This is a genomic window from Variovorax sp. GW458-11-26-14-LB1, from assembly GCF_059423965.1.
The window spans coordinates 7,501-29,033 of the sequence record NZ_JBWKYW010000051.1; the positions used below are offsets into that span (position 1 = coordinate 7,501).

General features: G+C 71.2%; 20 protein-coding genes (1 of these 20 running past the window's edge). 8 read left to right on the forward strand and 12 right to left on the reverse strand.

Annotation, left to right across the window (positions count from 1 at the left end):
* Both AC07YS_RS25820 and AC07YS_RS25825 read left to right on the forward strand, forming a co-directional pair.
* On the forward strand, positions 1 to 458 hold the end of the coding sequence (locus tag AC07YS_RS25820; RefSeq protein ID WP_495269040.1) for an ATP-binding cassette domain-containing protein. It extends 1,444 nt beyond the left edge of the window; 458 of the gene's 1,902 nt are visible here — the last part of the coding sequence; its start codon lies off the left edge, out of view; the stop codon is at positions 456 to 458.
* 107 nt (positions 459 to 565) lie between these two features.
* Positions 566 to 2,296, forward strand: coding sequence for a phospholipase D family protein (locus tag AC07YS_RS25825; protein WP_495269039.1), 1,731 nt, complete (start codon positions 566 to 568; stop codon positions 2,294 to 2,296).
* A 24-nt stretch (positions 2,297 to 2,320) separates the two neighbouring features.
* Here AC07YS_RS25825 and AC07YS_RS25830 read toward each other — a convergent pair whose 3' ends face one another.
* The 4 genes from AC07YS_RS25830 to AC07YS_RS25845 form a co-directional block, all read right to left on the reverse strand.
* On the reverse strand, positions 2,321 to 3,247 hold the full coding sequence (locus AC07YS_RS25830) for a copper chaperone PCu(A)C domain-containing protein (protein ID WP_495269038.1): 927 nt from the start codon (positions 3,245 to 3,247) through the stop codon (positions 2,321 to 2,323).
* Positions 3,248 to 3,279: 32 nt separating this feature from the next.
* Positions 3,280 to 5,619 (reverse strand): TonB-dependent receptor, encoded by a 2,340-nt coding sequence (locus tag AC07YS_RS25835; protein ID WP_492687239.1) that lies wholly within the window; start codon positions 5,617 to 5,619, stop codon positions 3,280 to 3,282.
* An 86-nt stretch (positions 5,620 to 5,705) separates the two neighbouring features.
* Positions 5,706 to 6,077 (reverse strand): DUF2946 family protein, encoded by a 372-nt coding sequence (locus AC07YS_RS25840; protein ID WP_492687240.1) that lies wholly within the window; start codon positions 6,075 to 6,077, stop codon positions 5,706 to 5,708.
* 11 nt (positions 6,078 to 6,088) lie between these two features.
* Positions 6,089 to 7,345, reverse strand: a complete 1,257-nt coding sequence (locus AC07YS_RS25845) for a TraB/GumN family protein (RefSeq protein ID WP_492687241.1) — start codon at positions 7,343 to 7,345, stop codon at positions 6,089 to 6,091.
* A 65-nt stretch (positions 7,346 to 7,410) separates the two neighbouring features.
* Here AC07YS_RS25845 and AC07YS_RS25850 point away from each other — a divergent pair, with 65 nt between their 5' ends.
* Complete coding sequence (locus tag AC07YS_RS25850) at positions 7,411 to 7,824, forward strand: VOC family protein (protein ID WP_159274653.1); 414 nt, start codon at positions 7,411 to 7,413, stop codon at positions 7,822 to 7,824.
* 2 nt (positions 7,825 to 7,826) lie between these two features.
* A complete protein-coding gene (locus AC07YS_RS25855; RefSeq protein ID WP_492687288.1) occupies positions 7,827 to 9,026 on the forward strand; it encodes a toxin-antitoxin system YwqK family antitoxin in 1,200 nt (399 codons plus the stop codon).
* Positions 9,027 to 9,047: 21 nt separating this feature from the next.
* Here the strand turns inward: AC07YS_RS25855 and AC07YS_RS25860 are convergent, their stop codons facing one another.
* The 3 genes from AC07YS_RS25860 to AC07YS_RS25870 are packed head-to-tail and all read right to left on the reverse strand — an operon-like array spanning position 9,048 to position 12,020.
* Complete coding sequence (locus AC07YS_RS25860; protein ID WP_062482864.1) at positions 9,048 to 10,022, reverse strand: Bug family tripartite tricarboxylate transporter substrate binding protein; 975 nt, start codon at positions 10,020 to 10,022, stop codon at positions 9,048 to 9,050.
* A gap of 4 nt (positions 10,023 to 10,026) precedes the next feature.
* Positions 10,027 to 10,263, reverse strand: a complete 237-nt coding sequence (locus AC07YS_RS25865; RefSeq protein WP_095746954.1) for a hypothetical protein — start codon at positions 10,261 to 10,263, stop codon at positions 10,027 to 10,029.
* Positions 10,260 to 12,020 carry an FAD-dependent monooxygenase gene (locus tag AC07YS_RS25870; RefSeq protein WP_492687242.1) on the reverse strand — a complete coding sequence of 587 codons (1,761 nt, stop codon included), beginning with the start codon at positions 12,018 to 12,020 and terminating at the stop codon, positions 10,260 to 10,262. Before AC07YS_RS25870 ends, AC07YS_RS25865 begins: the two co-directional genes overlap by 4 nt.
* 83 nt (positions 12,021 to 12,103) lie before the next feature.
* Between AC07YS_RS25870 and AC07YS_RS25875 the strand changes: the two genes are divergently transcribed.
* Complete coding sequence (locus tag AC07YS_RS25875; protein ID WP_492687243.1) at positions 12,104 to 12,901, forward strand: helix-turn-helix transcriptional regulator; 798 nt, start codon at positions 12,104 to 12,106, stop codon at positions 12,899 to 12,901.
* Here AC07YS_RS25875 and AC07YS_RS25880 read toward each other — a convergent pair.
* From AC07YS_RS25880 to AC07YS_RS25890, 3 genes are all read right to left on the reverse strand, one after another.
* Positions 12,888 to 14,015: a zinc-dependent alcohol dehydrogenase family protein gene (locus AC07YS_RS25880; RefSeq protein ID WP_070063846.1), complete on the reverse strand. Its 1,128-nt coding sequence runs from the start codon at positions 14,013 to 14,015 to the stop codon at positions 12,888 to 12,890. The two genes, AC07YS_RS25875 and AC07YS_RS25880, sit on opposite strands and share 14 nt — an antisense overlap.
* Positions 14,016 to 14,050: 35 nt before the next feature.
* A complete protein-coding gene (locus AC07YS_RS25885; RefSeq protein ID WP_495269042.1) occupies positions 14,051 to 15,277 on the reverse strand; it encodes an ABC transporter substrate-binding protein in 1,227 nt (408 codons plus the stop codon).
* Between the two features lie 126 nt (positions 15,278 to 15,403).
* Positions 15,404 to 16,498 carry a fumarylacetoacetate hydrolase family protein gene (locus AC07YS_RS25890; RefSeq protein WP_495269037.1) on the reverse strand — a complete coding sequence of 365 codons (1,095 nt, stop codon included), beginning with the start codon at positions 16,496 to 16,498 and terminating at the stop codon, positions 15,404 to 15,406.
* A gap of 118 nt (positions 16,499 to 16,616) precedes the next feature.
* Here AC07YS_RS25890 and AC07YS_RS25895 point away from each other — a divergent pair, with 118 nt between their 5' ends.
* Both AC07YS_RS25895 and AC07YS_RS25900 read left to right on the forward strand, forming a co-directional pair.
* Positions 16,617 to 17,789: a DUF3108 domain-containing protein gene (locus AC07YS_RS25895; protein ID WP_492687245.1), complete on the forward strand. Its 1,173-nt coding sequence runs from the start codon at positions 16,617 to 16,619 to the stop codon at positions 17,787 to 17,789.
* Between the two features lie 109 nt (positions 17,790 to 17,898).
* A complete protein-coding gene (locus AC07YS_RS25900) occupies positions 17,899 to 18,180 on the forward strand; it encodes a BTH_I0359 family protein (protein WP_062478455.1) in 282 nt (93 codons plus the stop codon).
* A 53-nt stretch (positions 18,181 to 18,233) separates the two neighbouring features.
* On the opposite strand, the gene AC07YS_RS25905 is transcribed toward AC07YS_RS25900, so the two are convergent.
* Positions 18,234 to 19,298: an AbrB family transcriptional regulator gene (locus AC07YS_RS25905; protein ID WP_492687246.1), complete on the reverse strand. Its 1,065-nt coding sequence runs from the start codon at positions 19,296 to 19,298 to the stop codon at positions 18,234 to 18,236.
* A gap of 64 nt (positions 19,299 to 19,362) precedes the next feature.
* Here AC07YS_RS25905 and AC07YS_RS25910 point away from each other — a divergent pair, with 64 nt between their 5' ends.
* Positions 19,363 to 20,181 carry a ChaN family lipoprotein gene (locus AC07YS_RS25910; protein WP_492687247.1) on the forward strand — a complete coding sequence of 273 codons (819 nt, stop codon included), beginning with the start codon at positions 19,363 to 19,365 and terminating at the stop codon, positions 20,179 to 20,181.
* On the opposite strand, the gene aptA is transcribed toward AC07YS_RS25910, so the two are convergent.
* Positions 20,165 to 21,499 (reverse strand): omega-aminotransferase AptA, encoded by a 1,335-nt coding sequence (gene aptA, locus AC07YS_RS25915; protein WP_070063840.1) that lies wholly within the window; start codon positions 21,497 to 21,499, stop codon positions 20,165 to 20,167. The genes AC07YS_RS25910 and aptA overlap by 17 nt on opposite strands.
* Positions 21,500 to 21,533: the final 34 nt, after the last annotated feature.

Consider the following 21,533-nt stretch of genomic DNA (forward strand, 5'->3'; position numbering starts at 1 on the left):
TCGTGAGCCACGACCGCACCTTCCTCGACAACGTGGTGACCAGCACGATCGCCTTCGAGGGCGACGGCCGCTGGCGCGAGTACGAGGGCAGCGTGGAAGACTGGCTGATCCAGTCCAAGCGCGCACGCGAAATCGCCGAGCAGCGCCTCGCGTCGGCGCCACCGCCGCCTCCAGCCGCCGCACCGGCGCCCGCGGCTGCACCCGCCGCAGCTCCCACCGGCGGTCCCCGCAAGAAGCTCTCTTACAAGGAGCAGCGCGAACTCGAAGCCCTGCCCGCGCAAATCGAAGCCCTCGAAACCGAACAGAAGCGCATCAGCGAGATGCTCGAACTCGACGGCGGCGCCATCTACGCGAGCGACGCCTCGCGCGCGGTCGAGCTGAGCGAGCGCCACGCCAAGATCGACGACGAACTGCTCGCCGCACTGGAGCGCCAGGAAGAACTCGGCGCCGGGCGCTGAGCGCCGTCTTCCTGCGCCGGTTGGCCGCCCGTCCCACCCACGGCGGGCGCCAACTCGGCTATACATGCGGCACCGCCTTCCCAAGCCCCCCGGAAAGACCCCGCCGCATGCCTTCTTCTTCCTTCCACGCGTTGGTCCGCCGCAGCATCGCGCTGCTGGCCCTCCTGGTGCTCGGCGCCTGCGCGCAGCTGCCGAAGGAGGTGGACCGCCCGGTCTCGACCGCGCTCGCCTCGCCCGACGGCACGGCGCTGGCCACGCTGCTGCGGGAGCGCCGCAACGCCGACAAGGCGCGCTTCGATTCCGGCTTCCTGCTGCTGGGCGGCCCGCAGGCGGCCTACGGCAGCCGGCTGGCGCTGATCGAGAACGCACAGAAGACGCTGGACCTGCAGTACTACGCCATCCACGCCGACGCCAGCACGGGCCGGCTGGTGCGCGGGCTGCGCGCGGCGGCCGAGCGCGGCGTGCGGGTGCGCATCCTGCTGGACGACTTCCACACCATCGGCCGCGACGCGCTGGTGCTCGGCCTGGCCTTCATCCCGAACATCGAGATGCGCCTGTTCAACCCGCTCGCGGGTTCGCGCGGCACCGGCTTCAACCGCATGCTCAACGCCATCGGCGAGGTCTCGCGCATCCAGCAGCGCATGCACAACAAGCTGTTCCTGGCCGACAACGTGATGGGCGTGACGGGCGGGCGCAACCTGGGCGACGCCTACTTCGGCAATGCCATCACCGGCAACTTCGTCGACGTCGACGTGCTGGCGGCCGGCCCGATCGTGCAGGACCTCTCGCGCAGCTTCGACAGCTACTGGAACAACGAACGCGCCTACCCCGTGCAGTCGCTGGTCTCGCGCGAGGAATTCCAGCGCATCCGCGACCGCGCGCGCCGCATCGACCAGGAACTCAGCGACGAAGCGGCCGAAGCGCGCAACCAGCCCAAGCCCCCGGACGGCGAGCCGCGCCCCGGCGCCGGCCCCACGCCAGAGCAGCGGGCCCGCGCCTGGGACGAGAAGCCGCTCGATCTGCGCAGCGCCGCCTTCGTCTGGGCCCCGGCCCTGATGCTGGCCGACGCGCCCGGCAAGATCCCGGCCGACAGCGGCCCCGGCGCGGTGCGCAACCCCGACCTCGTGGTCAGTCGGCCCGAGCTGCCCTCGCGCAGCGCCACCGCGCTGGCCGACCTGGCCTCCAGCGGCGACACGGTGGTCGAAGGCCTGCTGCACCTGATCGGCCAGGCGCGCACCGACCTGCTGATCATCTCGCCCTACTTCGTGCCCGGCCCCGACATGCAGCAGGCCTTTGCCGCGGCGCGCGCGCGGGGCGTGCGCATCCGGGTGCTGACGAATTCACTGGCCTCGAACGACGCACCCATCGCCCACGTGGGCTATGCGCGCCACCGCAAGGCGCTGCTCGCCGCGGGCGTGGAGCTCTACGAGCTGCGCAGCGAGCAGGCCGACTTCGGCAATGTGTTCGGCTCCTCGGGCGGCAGCGGCGCGGGCAGCGTCAGCGGCGAATCGCGCGCGATGCTGCACTCCAAGGTGCTGGTGATGGACGGCCGGTTGCTGGTGGTCGGCTCGATGAATCTCGACCTGCGCTCGCAGCTGCAGAACACCGAGATCGCGCTGCTGATCCGCAGCGGCGAACTCTCGCGCATGGCGGCCGAGCAGATCGAGCGCGGCATGCGCGAGCGCGCCTGGCATGTCGAGCTCGCACAGGGCACGCTGGTGTGGCACGCGCCCGAAGGCAGCGGCCTGCAGGACACGGACACCGAGCCCGACGCGAGCGCCACGCTGCGCTTCCTGCTGCGGCTGTTCGGGCCGCTGGCGCCGGACCAGCTGCTCTGACGGTCCGGCCAGACCCCGTCGGGGTCAGTGCTTGTGCTGGTGCGCACCGCCCGCCGCGGGCGCGGCAGCAGCGGCGCCTTCGGGCGCACCGACCGGCAGCTTCAGCTCCAGCGTCGTCTTCGCGCCCTTGGCGTCCTCGAACTTCAGGGTCATGGGCACGGTCGCGCCCTTGGTCATGGCGCCCTTCAGGTCCATCAGCATCACGTGGTAGCCGCCGGGCTTGAGCTCGACGGTCTTGCCGGCCGGCAGCTCGAGGCCGCCCGCGAGTTCGCGCATGCGCATGGTGTCGCCTTCCATCTTCATCTCGTGCACCTCGGCCACGCCGGCGGCGGGCGTCGAGATGCCGACCAGCTTCGTGCCCGTGGGCGCGGTGAGCTTCATGAAGGCACCCGTGCCGCTCTGGCCCGGCACCGACTGGCGCACCCAGGCGTCGCGCACGTCGACCGTGGCCACGCCCTGCGCCACCACGTCGAGCTTGGCCGCGGGCTTCTTCAGGCCGGCCGTGGCGCTGCCCGACGCGGGCACTTCGGCCCAGTCGACGCTGCCGACGTCGCAGTCCTGGCGCACCTTGAACCACAGCGGGCCCGGCGTGGCGGGCACCTTGCCGCGCAGCACGAACTCGCCGCGCTCGCTGCCGGGCAACGCGTTCTGCGGCGTCTCTGCCGTCCAGCGCACTTCGCCTTCGGCGCTGCCGGCCTTGGGCGCATCGAGCTTCCAGCCCTTGCGCGCCTGGGCGTCGGTGAGCACGAAGCCCTTGGGCAGGCGCACCGCGAGGCCGGTGGTGGCCTTGGCGCCTTCGCAGGCGTGGCCGACGCGGAAGGCGGCGTTGTACTCGCTGCCGACGGTGGCGCCGCCCGGGGGCAAGCTCACGTGGGCGCCGGCGACGCCGGCACCGGCCAGCAGGGCGCAGGCGGCGAGGATGTGGAAAGTGGGGGTCGAAGGCTTCGTCATGGCGGGTGTCCTTGGAGAGGAAAAAGTGAGGGTCAGAGGTCGAACTTGAGTTCGGCCACGAAGGTGCGTTGCGGGTACGGGTGGAAGGCCCAGTAGGTGCGGTTGTTCAGGTTGTCGATGCCGACGGCGGCGCTCCATTGGCGGTCGATGCGGTAGCGGATGCGCGCATCGACCACGAAGAACTTCGAAAAGCCCATGAAGGCCATGCCGTTCGGGTCGCTGTTGTCGAGCGTGCCGTACTGCCGCCCGCTGTAGCGCGCGCCGACGGTGTAGCTCCATTTCGCATCGGGCCGGTAGGTGGCGAGCAGCGAGGCGCGCACCTTGGGCACGCGCGGCTGGTCGCGCCCGACGCTGGCCGGGAAGCCGCGGTTGGCGGTGATCTTCGAATCGGTCAGCGTGAGGCTGCCGCCCAGGTCCAGCCCCTGGATGCCCGCGTCGACCGTGTTGATGGCCACCTCCAGCCCGCGCGTGCGGATGGCGTCGACGTTCTGCACGGTGCTCACGAGGTTGGTGAGCGCCTGGGTGTACAGCGCGTCCTTCGTGTGCTCGAAGAACAGCGTGGTGCGCAGCACGCCGTCGACGCCCCAGCGCTTGAGGTCGCGCTCGGCGCTCAGCTCGGCGGTCCACGAGCGCTCGGGACGCAGCTCGGGGTTGGTGTTGACGATGCGGTTGCCCTCGATCGAGCCCTGGTAGAGCTCGCTCACGGTGGGCATGCGCACGGCGCGGCCGACCGAGGCCTTGAAGTGCCAGTCGGGCGTGGCCTGCCAGGCGAGCGCGGCCTTGGGCGAGACGAAGCTGTTCTTGCGCGGCGCGAAGTCGAGCAGCCGCGCCGCGTTGCCCAGCTGGCCGCCGTACGCCTCCCAGCGCTCATGGCGCAGGCCCAGCGTGGTTTTCCAGTCTTTGGCGAAGCGCCAGGTGTCCTGCACGTAGAGCGAACGCAGTCGCGTGTTGCCGTTGAAGGCGGAGAACGGCGACACGGCCGGCCCGCCGGTCCAGTCGCGCGTGTTGCCGATGGCGCTGCGCAGCCGTGCGGTGTCCTGCTGGACGCCGAAGTCGACCACATGCGCGCCCACGCCTTCGGCCGAGCCGGTGGGCCGCCAGGTGCCCGCGGCCTTGAAGGTGTGCCAGCCGGTGCCGCCCATGTCGGTGGTGCGGCCGGGGCCGCCGTAGAAGGCGCCCGGCAGTGCCGTGGTCGGCGTGCGCGAGGTGTCTTTCGCGTAGTCGAACAGGCTCGCCGCCACCTCCCAGTCGAACACGCCGCCCGTGTGGCTCTTCACCGAGAGGCCGTGCATGTAGTGCGTGAGCGCCGTCTCGGTCGGCGCGAAGGCCGCCGCCGGTGCGTCCAGGTTGTAGGTGCGTCCGCCGAGGTTCACGCGCCCGCCGTACACCGGCTGGCCGAGCGCATCGCGCAGGTAGGTGTCGGTGCTGCCGTGCGTGGTGTTGTGCCAGGCGCCCAGCGTGTAGGTGGCGCGCACGGTGGGCGAGAAGTCGTAGGCCAGCTTGAGCTTGGCCTGCTCCTGGGTCGTGTCGTAGGCGGTGATGCCGCCCAGCAGCCACCATGGCTGGTTCGACGGGTTCAGCCCGAGCACCGCGCCGGTGACGGGCGTGCCCGCGCTGCCCACCGTGCCGGCGCTCACGAGCCGGTTGGCAAACGACAGCGACTGCCCCTTGCTGTGGGTGCGCGAGGCGCCGAGCCACCACGACCAGTCGCCGCTGCGGCTGCCCAGCGACAGGTCGAGCTGCTGGCCGCCCGGCGACGAATGGCTGTTGTACAGGTCGAAGTTCGAGGTGAAGCCGCTGAGCTTGACGTGCGCCTCGAGCTGCGTGGGCATGCGCGTCACGTAGTCGACCACGGCGCCCACCGAGTTGCCCGGGTAGGCGGCCGAGAACGGGCCGTAGAGCACGTCGACGCGCTCGATCTCGTCGGGCGACACCATGCCCCAGCGCGGCGCGAAGGTGGCGCCGTTGCCCAGCGGGTTCGACAGCATGATGCCGTCGGCGTAGACCATCGCACGCGCGCTGTTGCCCGTGCCCGAGGCGCGCGTGGCGAGCACCGCGTGGTTGAAGTCGCCGATGTAGCGCTTGCGCACCAGCAGGCTCGGCAGGTACTTGAGCGCGTCTTCGGCGTCGGTCGCGTTGACCGTCTCGGCGATCTGCTCGGCGGTCACGCCTTCGATGGTGGTGGGGATCTGCGTCGGCAGCGAGGTCGGCCGGCCGCCGCTGATGGTGACGGTACCCAGCGTGCGGCCCGGGGCGGCCGCAGCGCCGGCCTCCGGCGGATCAACGTCCGGCGGCGTTTGCTGCTGCGCCCACACCGGCGCGCTGAAGGGAAATGCCATGGCGATCGCCAGGGCGCGGGAGTGCTGCTTCATGGGGAACCGGCTCCACGAACTTCAAGCCAAAGGGACTGCCTGCGCGCACCCGGGGTGCACCGACAGACAGCGCTGTTGCTGATCGCTCAGGCGGAACGCGGAGGCCCACGGGCCGGAAGCGGCGCGGCCGTGGCCGCGGCATGGCGCGCGGCGGGAATGGGTTGAAGCACGCGCCCCAGCGGCAGGGGCGCATCGAACGCGGCCGCCACGGGCGGCGGGGGCGGTGCGCCGGTCAGCACGCACAGCGGGCAGTCCATGTGCGTGGCGCCCATGTCCTGCACGCCATCTTCGGTGTGCACCACCACCTTGATGGTGCCGGCGCCGGAACACACCAGTTCCATCGCCTGCGGATGCACCACCGGCGACGCCACCGCCACGCCCAGCGACAGCATGAACCACAGCAGCACCCAGCGGCCGAGGCGGCCGATCAGGCGGGGGTGGGGGCGCAACGTGTGCATGGCGGTCGCGATTATCGGCGCACTTTGCTGTTGGTGGCCTTGGGGGCGGCACGGGGTGCGGCCTTGCCTTTCGGCGCGGCAGCGGCTTTGGCGGTCGGCTTGGCCCCGCTCTTCGCGGTCGCCTTCTGGCCCGTGCCCTTGACCGCCTTCTGCCCCTTGACGTTCTTGCCACCGCGCACCGCCTTGCGGGCTGGCGGCTCGGGCGCGGCGAGCGCCGGCATCGGCAGCGCCTGCTGCGCCTGCGCCTCGGTGAGCACTGGCGTCACGCGAAAGCCGCGCGCCACCATCAGCGTGGGCAGGCCCTGCGCGCCGACCATGTGCAGCGCGCCGACCGCGGCGAACGCGCTGCGCCCGCCCGCGTGCAAGCGCTCGATGCCGTCGGCCAGCCCGGGGTTGCGGTCGTCGAGCAGGCGCTTCATGAGGCGCTGCTCGGCCGGCGTGTTCAGGCACTCGCACCACTCGGCGTAGCGCGCCAGCCGGGCCGCGTCGCTGCGCGCCCAGACATCGGCCAGCGTCTTGAGCTGGCCGCGCAGCCGGCCCGATTCGAGCTCGTCGAGCATGGCGTCGATCTGCTCGGCCTCCTCGGCTTCGGAACCGCCGGTGAGCCAGCGCAGCTGGTCGGCCGCGTTCTCGAGCGCGACGATCGGCTTGTTGCTGTTGCGCGCCGAGACGGCCAGCGTCTCGTCGACGCCGAACTCCGCATACAGCCCGTCGGCGCGCGCCGCCAGCGCGGTCAGCGCCGTCACCTGCAGGATGGGCGGCAGCCGGGCGGTCGAGCCCGGCGGCACGCAGGCCTCGGCGTTCTGGCGCTCGAGCCGGCGGGCGCGTTCGCCGCTGAGCACGCGCGCCACCGCGGCCGGGTCGGCCGGCTGGCTCAGGGCGCGCACCGTGGCGTCGTCGCGCGAGTCGAGCTCCAGCGCGAGCGTGTCGCTCTGCGCCAGCGCCTTCTGCACGGTCGGGCCGGGACGCACCCATTCGCCGCGCCCCAGGTGCAGGGTGCCGTAGAGCCACGAGGTGCGGCCGTCGCGCTCGATGCGCCACAGCAGGCCGCGGTCGATGCCGTTGCGCAGGCCGATGCCGGGCTTCTCGAGACTCGCGATGGCCGAGGGCGGGCAGGCGGCGGCGTGGGCCGCGACCGCGATGAAACAACCACCGACGGCCGCGAAGGCCTGGCGGGTCAGACGTGCAAGAAGGCGCTGGGGCGCCGGCCGGTCGGTGCCGCGCGACAGCAGGCGCAGCGGTGCGACGAGGGCTCGGAGTATCCGCAAGGCGAGCTCCATGATTGAAAGAAAGTCCGGCATTCTCACAGCACCGCTGCCCATAATCCAAAACCATGCAAAGCATCTTTCACCTTGCCTTCCACGTGCGCGACCTGGACGGCGCCCGCCGCTTCTACGGCGACGTGCTGGGCTGCGCCGAAGGCCGCAGCACCGACACCTGGGTCGACTTCGACTTCTTCGGCCACCAGATCTCGCTGCATCGGGGCGAGCCCTTCGCCACCACCCGCACCGGCCGCGTCGGCGACGCAATGGTGCCCATGCCGCACTTCGGCATCGTGCTCGCGCTGCCCGACTGGCAGGCGCTGGCCGGGCGCCTCGAAGCCGCCGGCACCGAGTTCGTGCTGAAGCCGCAGGTGCGCTTCGAAGGCCAGCCGGGCGAGCAGTGGACGATGTTCTTCTGCGACCCCTTCGGCAACCCGATCGAGGTCAAGGGTTTCCGTTCGCTCGACACGCTCTACGACAAGTGACCCTGCGCCCGCCCGCTTCCGATCTTCGGGCGCCCCGGGCGGCCGCGTCCCTCCTCGGCCCGGCCGCGATCGCATTGGCCGCGCTGCTGGGTACCCCGACGGTCCATGCGCAGCAGGAGTGCGAGCTCAACGGCCAGCGCGTGAGCCCGGCCGACGGCAACAGCACCGCCGGCAAGACCGGCCTGATGCGCTGCAAGGACCGCGGCACCGGCGAGCTCCAGCGCGAGCAGCAGGTGCAGAACGGCGTCTTCATGGGCCTGGTGCGCTTCTATGAAAAGGGCAAGCTCGCGCGCGAGCACACCATCAACGCCAAGGGCAACATGCACGGCCGCGCGCGCGAGTTCGCGCCCGGTGGCCAGGTGCTGCGCGACGCCATGTACGACGACGGCCAGGAGCGCGGCCTGGTGCGCAGCTTCTACCCCGGCGGCCAGCTGCGGCGCGCCACCTTCTACCCCGACCGCGGCACCGAGCGCGCCATGGTCGAGTTCACCGAGCGCGGCCAGATGTCGATGCTGCGCTGTGCCGAGGCGCCGGTGCTGGCGCCGGTGGCCGACGATGCCAGGCTGTGCGGCTTCACCGGCGGGCCGTCGAACGTCGACCTGTTCGACGCGCGCGGCACGCTGCGCTCGCGGCTGTCGTACCAGGCGGGCAAGCGCGTGCGCACGCAGGAGTTCTACGACAACGGCAAGCCGTCGGTGGTCGACGAGACCAGCGGCAACCGGCGCGTGGAGCGCAGTTTTTCGTCCGAGGGCGTGAAGCGGCGCGAAACCGTGTGGCTGCTGGTCGGGCGCTCGTCGATCCGCCAGCGCGAGCAGGAGTTTTCCGACCGCGGCTCGCTGGTGCGCGACCAGCGCTGGAACGCCGCGGGCGAGCCCCTGAGCGACGACAGCTATCACCTCAACGGCCAGCCGCGCAGCAAGGCCGTCTACAGCGGCGCCGGCAGCGAGCGCACGGTCGACGTGACCGAGTTCTACGACAGCGGCCAGCGCGCCGCGCAGGGCCGCTACCTCGCGCCGGGGCGCGGCCGGCAGGTGCCCGTGGGCACGCACCAGCGCTTCAATGAAAAGGGCGAGCTGCTGGCCGAGTCGAGCTTCGACGACAAGGGCCGCGTGACGCGCGAACGCAGCTGGGACGAGAACGGCGAGCTGCAGCGCGACGACGAAGTCTTCGAAGACGGCTCGCGAAAAGCATTCGCCCGCTAGGACGAACGCCCCTGGGCGGCATCAGTCCAGCTTGATGCCGGCCTGCTTGATGATCGGACCCCAGCGCTTCGATTCCGCGCGCGACAACGCCGCGAACTGCGCCGGCGTGCCGGGCATCGCTTCCATGCCGAAGTCGTCGAAGCGCTTTTGCACGGCCGGCGTGCTGAAGGCCTTGTTCAGGTCGCTGTTGAGCTTGTTCACCACGGCAGCCGGCAGGCCGGCCGGGCCCAGGATGCCCTGGAACGCGAACACCTCGGTGTTGGGCACGCCCACTTCGGCCAGCGTCGGCACGTCGGGCAGGCGCTTGCTGCGCGCGCCCGAGCCGATGGCCAGCACGCGCACCTTGTTGCCCTGCATGATCGGCAGGCCCGAGGCCAGGTCCAGGAACATGCACGGCACCTGGCCGCCCATCACGTCGGCCATGGCCGGCGCCGCGCCGCGGTACGGGATGTGGGTGATGAAGGTGCCGGTGCGCGCCTTGAACATTTCCATCGCCAGGTGGTGCGGCGAGCCGTTGCCGGGCGACGCGTAGTTGACCTTGCCGGGGTTGGCCTTCACGTAGGCCAGGAACTCCTTGAAGGTCTTGGCCGGGAAGTCCGGGTGCACCACCAGCGCGAGCGGGAACTTGCCGATGGCGCCGATGTAGGTGAAGTCTTTCTCGGGGTTGAACGGCAGCTTGCTGAACAGGTGCTCGTTGAAGGCCAGCACGGCGTTGTCGGCCGACAGCACCGTGTAGCCGTCGGGCTTGCTCTTGGCGACCAGGTCGGCGCCGATGTTGGTCGACGCGCCGGGGCGGTTGTCGACCACGATCTGCTGGCCCAGCGTCTGGCGCATGGCCTCGGCCAGCACGCGTGCGATCACGTCGGTGCCGCCGCCCGCGGGGTACGGCACGACCCACTTGATGAGCTGCGCGGGGTAGTCCTGTGCGTGGGCGAAGGGGGCTGCGGCCACGGCGGCGCCGGAGGCGAGCGTGGCGAGAAGGGTGCGGCGATCCATGAGATCAATCTCCTGTTTTTTGTTCGGAAGCGGACAGCGATGGTACGGGCAGCGCGCGCAACGCGTCGGCCAGCGCGGCGCGGCAGCGCGCCTCGTCGCCGACCTGCTCGAACAGCAGTAGCGCGAGCCGCGCGAGGAACAGCGATTCGCGCTCGGCGCCGGCCTCGGTGATGGCGCGCGCGCACTCGGCGTACAGGCGGTCGCGGGCGTCGGGGTGGAGCGAGGGGGCGGAGGTCGTCATGCGGGAGTGTCCTGTGAAGTGGCGGCAGCCGCGCGCGCCAGCGCGGCGGGAAGCGCGCCGGCCGGCAGGCGATGCCAGCGCGCGGCCACGTGGCCATCGGGGCGCAGCAGGTAGACGGCGCCATCGCCGGCGCCGAGCGCGGCGAAAACGGCGGGGGACACCCGCGCATCGGTGCGGTCGTTGCTCCCCAGGCTGCCGATGGTGCGCACCTCGAAAGGCAAGGCGCCTTGCTGCGCGTGCGCGATGTCGGCGTCGGGCAGCGACGCCAGGTCCGGCTGCAGCACCAGCAGCGTGAACACCGGGCCGACCCAGTCGGTCAGATGGCCTTGCGCGAGCGGCTGCTCGGGCATCGCCTCGCCCGGCAGCGGGCCGGCCGGCAGCGCATCGCCCGTGCTCGACAGCGCCGAACCGTCGTAGCGCACGGCCTGCGTCTGGCGCGGGTTGATGAGCTGCGCGATGCCGCGGTGCGCCTCCGACAGCGACAGCGCCGCCTCGCGCAGCAGGTCGAAACCGCGCGAAGGCGGCGACATGAACTCGGTGCTGCGCATCGCGCTCTCGGCGTTGATGTGGAAGGCCGCGATGCGCTCCTGCGAGTACGAATCCAGCAGCGCCGGGCCCGACAGGCCCTGGGCCACGAAGGCCAGTTTCCAGGCCAGGTTGTCGGCGTCGTCGAAGCCCGAGTTGAGACCGCGCACGCCGAAGATCGGCATCGCGTGTGCCGCGTTGCCCGCGAACACGACGCGGCCGTGGCGGTAACTGTCGAGCGTCATCGCGCCGGCGCGGTAGACCGAGGTCCACACCGTCTTCCACGGCAGGTGGCCTTCGCCGATGGCGTCGAGGTGACGCTGCACGAACTCGGCCACCGCCGCGGGCTGCAGCGCGTCTTCGGTGCTCTGGCCGGCGCGCAGCTGGTAGTCGATGCGCCAGATGTCGTCGGGCTGGCGGTGCATCAGCACGGTCGAGCCGGGGTTCCACGGCGGGTCGAACCAGGCGCGGCGCTCGGTCGGGTGGTTGCTGTGCAGCTCGATGTCGATGATCACGTAGCGGCCTTCGTAGCCCGTGCCCTCCAGCGCCAGCCCGAGCGACTTGCGCACGAAGCTCTGGCCGCCGTCGCAGGCCGCGAGCCACTGGCCGCGCAGGCGGTAGGCGCCCTCGGCGTTGCGCACGTCGAGCGTCACGCCGCCGCCGTCCTCGTCCTGCGCGAGCGCGGTGAGCTCGGTGCCCCAGCGGATGTCGACGAGCCCCGGCGTCGCGGCATTGCGGCGCTCGATCTCGTCCAGCAGGTACTGCTCGATGTAGTACTGCTCCAGGTTGATCATCGGCGGCAGCTTCTGCTGCGCGGCCTGCGGCATCTCGAAGCGGAACACCTCGGCCGTCTTGTAGAAGCTGCGCCCCACGCTCCACGGCAGGCCCTTGCCCATGAAGGCCGGCAGCGCGCCCAGGCGCTCGACGATCTCCAGGCTGCGGCGCGAGATGCAGGCCGCGCGGCTGCCCACACAGACCGTGTCGTCGGCCTCGAGCACCACGCAGCGCACGCCGTGGTTGGCGAGCCCCAGCGCCAGCGCCATGCCCACGGGGCCGCCGCCCGCGATCACGACGGGGTGGCGGCCGGGCTCCATGCCGTCGGCGCCGAGCGTCGGCAGCCGGGGCGCGAAGCGCGTGTAGTGGAAGGCGCCGACCGAAGGCGGCAGCGCGGTCGCGCTGGCTGGCGGCGGCACGGGGCCGGTGGCGGCGTCGGCGGTACGGGTGGTGGTCATGGAACGGGATTGTCCCGATGCACCGCCCGCGCCAATGTCATAACTTCGTAGGAGGTATTTACCCTAGCCCCCCTTCGAAACCCATGAAACGCTGGCGCCTCCACCCTGCCGCCGACGCCCGGCTGTCGGCGGCCGTCGTCGGCGACGTGCTGGCAGGCATCGGCACGCCGCACCTGGCGGCCAGCTGCCTGGCGGCGATGCACCGCGTGATGCCCGTCACCTTCTGCACCGTGTTCGGCGTCGACGCCACCGGCCGCATCGAGACCGTCTCGGCCGCCAGCAGCTACGGCCACACGGCCGAGCGCACCGCCGAGCGCTACGTGGCGCAGCGCTACGACCGGCTCGACCCCCACATGGCGTGGCTGGCCGCGCGCAAGCTGCCGAAGCGCGCGCAGCTGTGGATGGGCCACCAGCACGGCGACGAGGTGGCCGACCCCGCCTACCGCGCCGCCTGCTACGGCGACGTGGGCATCCGCGAGCGCAGCTCGGTGCTGCTGCTGCGCCCGAGCGGCCAGCGCGTGGCCGTGAGCTTCTACCGCAGCCTGGCGCAACCCGAGTTCGGCGACACCGACTTCGGCGTCGTCGCCGCCCACGCCACCCTGCTGGCCGACGCCGCCAGCGCCCACAGCCGCAGCGCGGCGGCCGTGCACGAGGCGGCCGCGCCCACCCTCGCCTCGCGGCTGTTGACGCTGAGCCTGCGCGAGCGCGAGGTGATCGGCCACCTGATGGCGGGCCGCACGGCGAAGGAAACGGCGCGCGTGCTGGGCGTGGAACTCAGCACGGTGCGCACGCATCAGTACCGGGCGTTCCGGCGGTTGGGGATTCGGACGCAGAAGGAGTTGCTGCGGGGCGCGATGCCTGCGGCCGTCACGGCATCGTGACGATCTGCCGGATGGCCTCGCCGCGCTGCAGGCGGTCGAAGCCCTCGTTGATCTCCTCAAGCTTCAGCCGCCCGGTGAGCAGCCGGTCCACGGGCAGCTTGCCCTGGCGGTACAGCGCGATGAAGCGCCCCAGGTCGCGCCGCGGCACGCAGCTGCCGAGGTAGCTGCCCTTGAGCGTGCGCTCCTCGGCCACGAGGTGCCAGACCGGCGTGTTCAGCGTCTGGATGGCGGCGGGCAGGCCCACGGTCACGGTGGTGCCGCCGCGGCGCGTGACCTTGTAGGCGAACTCCAGCGCCTTGGCCGAGCCCACCATCTCGAGCGCATGGTCGACGCCGCCCTCGGTCATGTCGCGCAGCCGCTTGGCCGCGTCGGGGTCGCTGGCGTTGACGCTGTCGGTGGCGCCCAGCGCGAGGGCGAAGTCGAGCTTGTCCTGCGCCAGGTCGACCGCGATCACGCGCGCGGCGCCCGCCGCCAGCGCGCCCATGAGCGCGGCCAGCCCCACGCCGCCAAGCCCGACCACGGCCACGGTCTGGCCCGGCCGCACCTGCGAGGTGTTGACCACGGCCCCGACGCCCGTCACCACCGCGCAGCCGAACATGGCCGCAATTTCCAGCGGCAGCTCGCGGTCGATCTTGTGCAGCGAGCGGCGCGACACCGTCGCGTACTCGGCAAAGGCTGACACGCCCACGAAGTGGTCCATCGGCTCGCCGCGGTACGACAACCGCCGCGCGCCGCCCAGCAGCGTGCCCGCCACGTTGGCCGCACCGCCCGGCTCGCACAGCGCGGGCCGGCCCTCGGCGCAGGGCGCGCAATGGCCGCAGCTCGGCACGAAGACCAGGATCACGTGATCGCCCGGCGCCAGGTCGGTCACGCCCTCGCCCAGCGCCTCGACCACGCCGGCCGCCTCGTGGCCCAGCACGATCGGCGTGCGGCGCGGCCGGTCGCCGTTGAGGATGGACAGGTCCGAGTGGCACAGCCCCGCGGCCGCGATGCGCACCAGCACCTCGCCGGGGCCGGGCGGCGCCAGCTCGACCTCCTCGATCTCGAGCGGTCGGCTCTGGGCATAGGGCGCGGGGGCGCCGAGGCGCTGCAGGACGGCGGCACGGACTTTCATGGGGACTCCTTCGGTTCGGTCGGGCGGTCAGTTCATCAGGACTTCGCTGCGGCAACCAGCGGGCACTTGCTCTTGGACAAAGGCTGGAAGGCCTTGTCGCCGGGGATCGTGGACAGCACCGTGTAGTAGTCCCACGGGTACTTCGACTCGGCGGGCTTCTTCACGCTCACCAGGTACATGTCGTGCACCATGCGGCCGTCGGCGCGGATCGTGCCGCCCTGCGCGAAGAAGTCGTTCACCGGCATCGCCTTCATCTTCGCGGCCACGGTGGCGCCGTCGTCGGTGCCCGCGGCCTGCACCGCCTTCAGGTAGTGCGTGACCGCCGAGTAGGCGCCGGCCTGGATCATCGAGGGCATCTTCTTCATGCGCTCGAAGTAGCGCCGCGCCCAGACCCGCGACTCGGGCGTGCGGTCCCAGTAGAAGCCGGTGGCGAAGGTCATGCCCTGCGCCTGCGCCAGGCCCAGCGCATGGACGTCGTTGATGAACATCAGCATCGGCACCACGCGCTGCTTGGGCGACACGCCGAACTGCCGCGCCGCCTTGACGGCATTGACCGTGTCGCTGGTGGCGTTGGCCAGCGCGATGGTGTCGGCCCCCGAGGCCTGCGCCTGCAGCACGTACGACGAGAAGTCGCTCGCGTTGAGCGGGTGGAACACGCTGCCGATCACCTTGCCCTGCAGCTCGCCGACGAACTCGGTCATGTTGGCGGCCATGGCCTTGCCGAAGGCGTAGTCCACGCCGATCAGGTACCAGGTCTTGCCGCCCTGGCGGCTCACGCCCTGCGCGGCGCCGTTGGCCAGCGCATAGGTGTCGTAGGTGTAGTGGACCGAGGTCGGCGCGCAGGCTTCGTTGGTGAGCGCCACCGAGGCGCCGCCGGTGTTGATCGCCAGCTTCTGGCGCTCACGGGCCAGGTTGACCACCGACAGCGCCACGGCCGAGTTGTTCATGTCGAAGATGGCGTCGACGCCGTCGCGGTCGTACCAGGTGCGTGCCAGCGAGGCGCCGATGTCGGCCTTGTTCTGGTGGTCGCCCGAGACCAGTTCGATGGGCCGCCCGAGCACTTTGCCGCCGAAGTCCTCGATGGCCATGCGCGCGGCCTCGACCGAGCCGCGCCCCGCGGTGTCGGCGTACAGGCCCGACATGTCCGACAGCACGCCCACGCGCACCTTGTCGTCGCTGAGCTTCTGGGCGGCGGCCTGCCCGGCCAGCGCCATGCCCATCACCCCCCATGCGCACAACGCGCGCCCCGCCAGCTTCGGCATGCCCATGGACCTGTCTCCTTGCAGTGAACGGATCGCTGCATCCTAGGCAGCGCCCGCCGCGCAGGGTTGGGCTTTGCGGAACGGGGGCTTCCGGCCAGCCGAACGGGGAGAAACCCCGACAGGGTCTCAGTCGCCGGCGGCGGGTGCCGGCGCGGTGCCGGTGTCGGTTCCGGCCTGCGGCTTGGTGAGCGACACCGGCGCCTCTACCGGCCGCCCCGCCGTCGACACGATCTCCTGGTCGATCGCGCCGAACAGCGAGCGCCCGTCCAGGCCCTTCATCTCGATGCGAATGGTGTCGCCGAACTTCATGAAGTCGGTGGCGGGCGCGCCGTCCTGGATGGTCTCGATGCAGCGCTTCTCGGCGATGCACGAGTAGCCCTTGGGCCATTCCATGCGGCCGTTCTTCTCGACGCCCTTGTTGCTCACGGTGCCGCTGCCCACGATGCTGCCGGCGCGCACGTTGCGGGTCTTGGCGATGTGGGCGATGAGCTGGCCGAAGTGGAAGGTCATCTCGGGGCCGGCGTCGCACAGGCCGACCTTGCGGCCGTTCCAGCTGCTTTGCAGCGCCAGGTGCACGCGCCCGTCCTGCCAGGCCTCGCCGAGCTCGTCCAGCGTGACGGCCACGGGGCTGAAGGCGGTGGCGGGCTTGCTCTGGAAGAAGCCGAAGCCCTTGGCCAGCTCGGCCGGGATGAGGTTGCGCAGGCTCACGTCGTTGGCCAGCATCACGAGGCGGATGCCGTCGAGCGCCTGGTCGGGCGTGGCGCCCATCTTCACGTCGCCGGTGACGACGGCGATCTCGGCCTCGAAGTCGATGCCCATGGCTTCGCTGGGCACGATCACGTCGTCGACCGGGCCCAGGAAGTCGTCGCTGCCGCCCTGGTACATGAGGGGGTCGGTGTAGAAGCTCTCGGGCACCTCGGCGTTGCGCGCCTGGCGCACCAGCTCGACGTGGTTCAGGTAGGCCGAGCCGTCGGCCCACTGGTAGGCGCGCGGCAGCGGCGCCATGCACTGGGCGGGGTCGAAGGGAAAGGCGTGGCGCGCGCGGCCGTGGTTGAGGGCGTCGTACAGGTCCTGCAGCTGCGGGCTCATGAAGCCCCAGTCGTCCAGCACCTGCTGCAAGCGGCTCGCGATGCCGGTGGCGTAGTGGGCGAGCGTGAGGTCGCGCGAGACGACGACCAACTGGCCGTCGCGCGAGCCGTCCTTCAGGGTGGCGAGTTTCATGGTGCGGGCGTGAGCAAGAAAAAGGGCGCGGCGCCGCGCCCACTAAACTGGTTGAACGGGCGGCAGTGTACCGAGTGGACTTCGTGAACCTCGGCGCCGCAACCCACTCCACACACCCATGTCGACGCACGTCGCGCCCCCACCGCTGTCCCTGGGCCTGCCCGGGCGCCCGTCCTGGCGCGCGCTCGCGGGGCTGACGCTGGCGGTGGCGCTGGCGCACCTGCTGCTGCTCGGGCTGGCGCCGATGGCCATCGGGCCGGAGCCCTCGCCGCTGGCCAGCAAGTTCATCACGCGCACGATCGTGATCGCGCCGCCCGCGGCGGAAGCTCCGGCTGCACCGGCCGCCGCGCCGGTCGCGGCCAAGCCGCCACCACCGGCCAAGCCCCGGCGTCCGCGCGAGGCGTCGGTGCCCCGCCCCAAGCCGGCCCCGGCGCCCGTGCCGGACGCGCCGGCCCAGACGCCTCCGCCCGAAACGCCCGACCAGACCGCGCAGGCCGCTACAGATTCAGGAGCAACCGCCCCCGAGACACCGGCCAGCGCCCCGGCCGCCGCCACGGGCACCACGGCCGGTGGCACGCAGGGCGGCACGACCACGGCCGGCAGCGGCGCCTCGGGCACCATCGCCGGCACCCAGGCGCTGCGGATTCCGGGCTCGGTCACGCTCGATTTCGAGGCCACGGGCCAGAAGGGCGCCTCGCCGCAGCGCGGCGTGTTCGGCGAGCTGGTCTGGCTGCAGGACGGCAGCCGCTACGACGGGCGGCTCACGCTCAAGGCGGTGTTCTTCACCCTGCTGAACTGGCACAGCACCGGCAAGATCGGCCCCTCGGGCCTGGAACCCGAGCGCTACTCGGAAAGCCGCAAGGCCGAGGTGGCCTCGCATTTCGCGCGCGACCAGGGGCAGATCATTTTCAGCAACAACGCCCCCTCCGTGCCCCTGCAGCCCGGCGCGCAGGACCGCATGAGCGTGATGATGCAGCTGGGCGGCCTGCTGGCGGCCAGCCCGGGGCGCTACCCGCCCGGCACCCGGATCTCGGTGCAGACGGTGGGCGTGCGCGACGGCGATGTCTGGGTCTTCGAGGTCGGCGACGAGGAACAGCTGAGCCTGCCGGCCGGCGACTTCACCACGCGCAAGCTCACCCGCACGCCGCGCAAGGATTTCGACCGGAAACTGGAGCTCTGGCTGGCGCCGCGCTACGGCTACCTGCCCGTGCGCATCCGCCAGACCGAGGCAAACGGCGATTTTGCTGACGCCCAATTGCGCAAACCCCTACCCGAAGCGCCCGCCAATTGAGGCAAAAAGACTCACATATCAACGGCGCGACGACAACTGTTCTTGAAACTGGCGCGTTGATTGCTATCTAACCCCCATGAACGCCATCGACATCCTCACAGGGCCCGCCATGAACATGCTTTACGACTCCGAGTCCTTCGTCGTCGTGCACGTGCAGCCGAACGACGGCGACGAGCCCAGCACGACGCCCAACGGCCCCGTGCTGGAACGCCACGGCTTCGAGATCGTGGACAAGCGCTCTGGCAAGGAGGTGTACCTCGACGGCTCCTGGGCCGAACTGTTCCAGCAGCAGATCGCCGCCTGGCAGCTCAACACGCCCACGCAGGAAGAGGTCGAGGACACGCTCGAAGGCTACGCCGAGCTGGCGCACACGCCGGTGCTGGTGCACTGAGCGCCCTGCCCGCCCGAACGAAAAAAGCGCCCCGCGGGGCGCTTTTTCTTTGCCTAGGCGCCCCAGCGCTCGGTCCAGCGGTACATCGGCCCCACGATCAGCAGCACCGCCACCAGCCGGCACACCTGGAAGGCCGTGACCACCGGCACGCCCAGCTGCAGCACCTTGGCCGTGATCGACATCTCGGCGATGCCGCCGGGCGAGGTGCCCAGGATCATCGTGGCCGGATGCAGCCCCGTCGCCTCGGCCAGCAGCCAGGCCGCGCCGGCGCACAGCACCAGCATGCCGACCGTGCCCAGCGCCACCGAGCCGAGCCAGCGCGGCGCCGTGTGCAGGAACTCGCGGCTGAAGCGCACGCCCAGGCTCACGGCAATCACCAGCTGCGCGGTGTTCGACAGCCAGGTCGGCACCGCCGACAGCGACTGCCCCGCGACCGTGAAGCCCATCGCCACCAGCAGCGGCCCCATGAACCACGGGTTGGTGCGGCCCAGCGCCCGCATCACGAGCCCGCCCACGCCGGTGGCCAGCACCAGCAGGGCCAGCCCGGCCGGGTTCACCTCGCGCACGCCGGGCGGGTTGATCTCCAGCCCGTGCAGCCCGCTCCACTGCATCGCGAACGGGATCGTCACGGTCACCACCATCAACCGCAGGCTGTGCGCGGCGGCCACCAGGTCGGTGCGCGCGCCGGCCGATTCGGCCAGCAGCGTCATCTCCGAAGCGCCGCCGATGGCGCCTGCGAAGTAAGTCGTGGCTCTCATGGATTTCGCCGGCACATGCGGCATGCGCGCCGCATGCACGCGGTGCAGCCAGCGCCCGAACGCCCAGCCCAGCAGCAGCGCCCAGCCGATGGCCAGCAGGATCGCCCACCACACGCCGGCCACCAGCGTCACCACCTGCGGCGTGAAATACAGGCCCAGCGCGGTGCCGATGACCCACTGTCCCAGGTTGCGCAGCGGCGTGTGGCTCGCGGTCGGCTGGCCCGCGATCGAGGCCAGCGACACCGCGAACAGCGGGCCGATCATCCAGGGCAGCGGGGTGTGCAGGGCGACACAGGCGAGTGCGGCGGCCAGCGCCAGCAGCAGCGTGGCCAGCACGCGAAGGGGAAAACGAAAGGACACGGGCAGAGAAAGCAGCGGAAAAGGACGACAGCCCGGTGCAGGGCGCCGGGCATAGTATGGCGGGATGCCTCCTCGCCCTTCCCGTGCTTCCCGGTTCCTGGCGCCCCTGGTCGCCGCCGCCCTGCTCGCCGGCTGCGCCGCGCTGTCCGCCGAAGCGCCCGTCGCGCGCCGCGTGGCGGCCCTGCTGCCGGCCGATGCGCTGCTGCTCGGCGAGCAGCACGACGCCCCCGAACACCACGTCCTCGAACGCGAGACCGTGCAGGCCCTGGCCGAACGCGGCCAGCTCGCCGCGCTGGCGCTCGAGATGGCCGAGGAAGGTCGCAGCAGCGCCCGCCTGCCCGCCACCGCGACCGACGCCCAAGTGCAGACCGCCCTCGGCTGGAACGACAAGGCCTGGCCCTGGACGCGCTACGGCCCCACGGTGATGACGGCGGTGCGCGCCGGCGCGCCGGTGGTCGGCGCCAACCTGCCGCGTGCGCGCATGAAGGACGCGATGGCCGACGTCTCGCTCGACGTGCAGCTCAACGGCGAGGCCTACGCCGCGCAGCAGGAGGCCGTGCGCGAGGGCCACTGCAAGCTGCTGCCCGAATCGCAGATCGGCCCCATGACGCGCATCCAGGTCGGACGCGACCGCGCCATGGCGCAGGCGCTGGTGAAGGCCCGGCAGCCGGGCAAGACGGTGGTGCTGATCGCCGGCGCGGGCCACGTCACCAAGGTGCTGGGCGTGCCGCAGCACCTGCCGACCGACGTGTCGGTGAAGACGGTCCACCTGCAGGCCGGCGGCCCGGCCGAGGACGACACCGACGCCTACGACGCCACCTGGCGCACGCCGGCGCTGCCGCCGGTGGACTACTGCGCGGGCGTGCTCAGGCGAACTTCCTGATCGAATCCGCCAGCGTGTTGACCAGCGTGTCGATGTGCTGCTTCTCGACGATGTAGGGCGGCGCGATCACCAGCACGTCGCCCGCGGGCCGCACCAGCGCGCCCTTGTGGAAGCAGTCGAGGAAGACCTCATACGCCCGCTTGCCCGGCGAGCCGGCGATGGGCGCGAGCTCCACGGCCGCCGCCAGGCCCAGGCTGCGGATGCCCACCACGTTCGGCAGGCCCTTGAAGGTGCTGTGGAAGGCATCGCCGAGCACCTTGCCCATCTCGCCGGCGCGGGCGAACAGGTTTTCTTCCTTGAACAGGTCGAGCGTGGCAATGGCGGCGGCGCAGGCCACCGGGTGGCCCGAGTAGGTGTAGCCGTGGAAGAACTCGACCACGTGCTCGGGCGCGTCGGTCTTCATCATCGCGTCGTAGAGCTTGTCGCGGCAGATCACGCCGCCCAGCGGAATCACGCCGTTGGTCACGCACTTGGCGAAGTTCAGCATGTCGGGCACCACGCCGAAATAGTCCGACGCGAAGTTGGTGCCCATGCGCCCGAAGCCGGTGATGACCTCGTCGAAGATCAGCAGGATGCCGTGCTTGTCGCAGATCTCGCGCAGGCGCTTCAGGTAGCCCTGCGGCGGCAGGTACCAGCCGGCCGAACCGGCCACCGGCTCCACGATGATCGCGGCCACGTTGCTCGGGTCGTGCAGCGGCAGGATGCGGGTTTCGAGTTCGACCAGTGGGTCTTCGGTCCACACCGGCTCCGCGTTGTGGATGTAGGCATGGTTCACCGGGTCGTGGATGAAGCGCATATGGTCCACGCGCGGCAGGAAGGCCGAGCCGAACACCTTGCGGTTGCCCGGAATGCCGCCCACCGACATGCCGCCGAAGCCCACGCCGTGGTAGCCCTTCTCGCGGCCGATGAACACGTTGCGGTGGCCTTCGCCGCGCGCGCGGTGGTAGGCCAGTGCCACCTTCATGGAGGTGTCGGCGGCCTCGGAGCCCGAGTTGCAGAACAGCACCTTGTTCAGGTCGCCCGGGGCCAGCGCGGCGATCATTTCGGCCGCCTTGAAGGCCTTGTCGTTGCTGACCTGGAAGGCGGTGGCGTAGTCCAGCGTGTCCAGCTGCTTCTTGATCGCCTCGTTGATCGGCTTGCGGTTGTGGCCCGCGCCCACGCACCACAGCGAGGAAATGCCGTCGACCACCTTCTTGCCGTCGTGCGTGGTGAACGTCATGCCGTCGGCCGCCACGAACACCCGCGGGTCCTTCTTGAAATGGCGGTTGGGCGTGAAGGGCAACCACTGGTTGTCCATGTTGAAGTCCTGGAAGGCCATGTCTCGCTCCTGCGGTTATGTGGGGAGGGAAAAT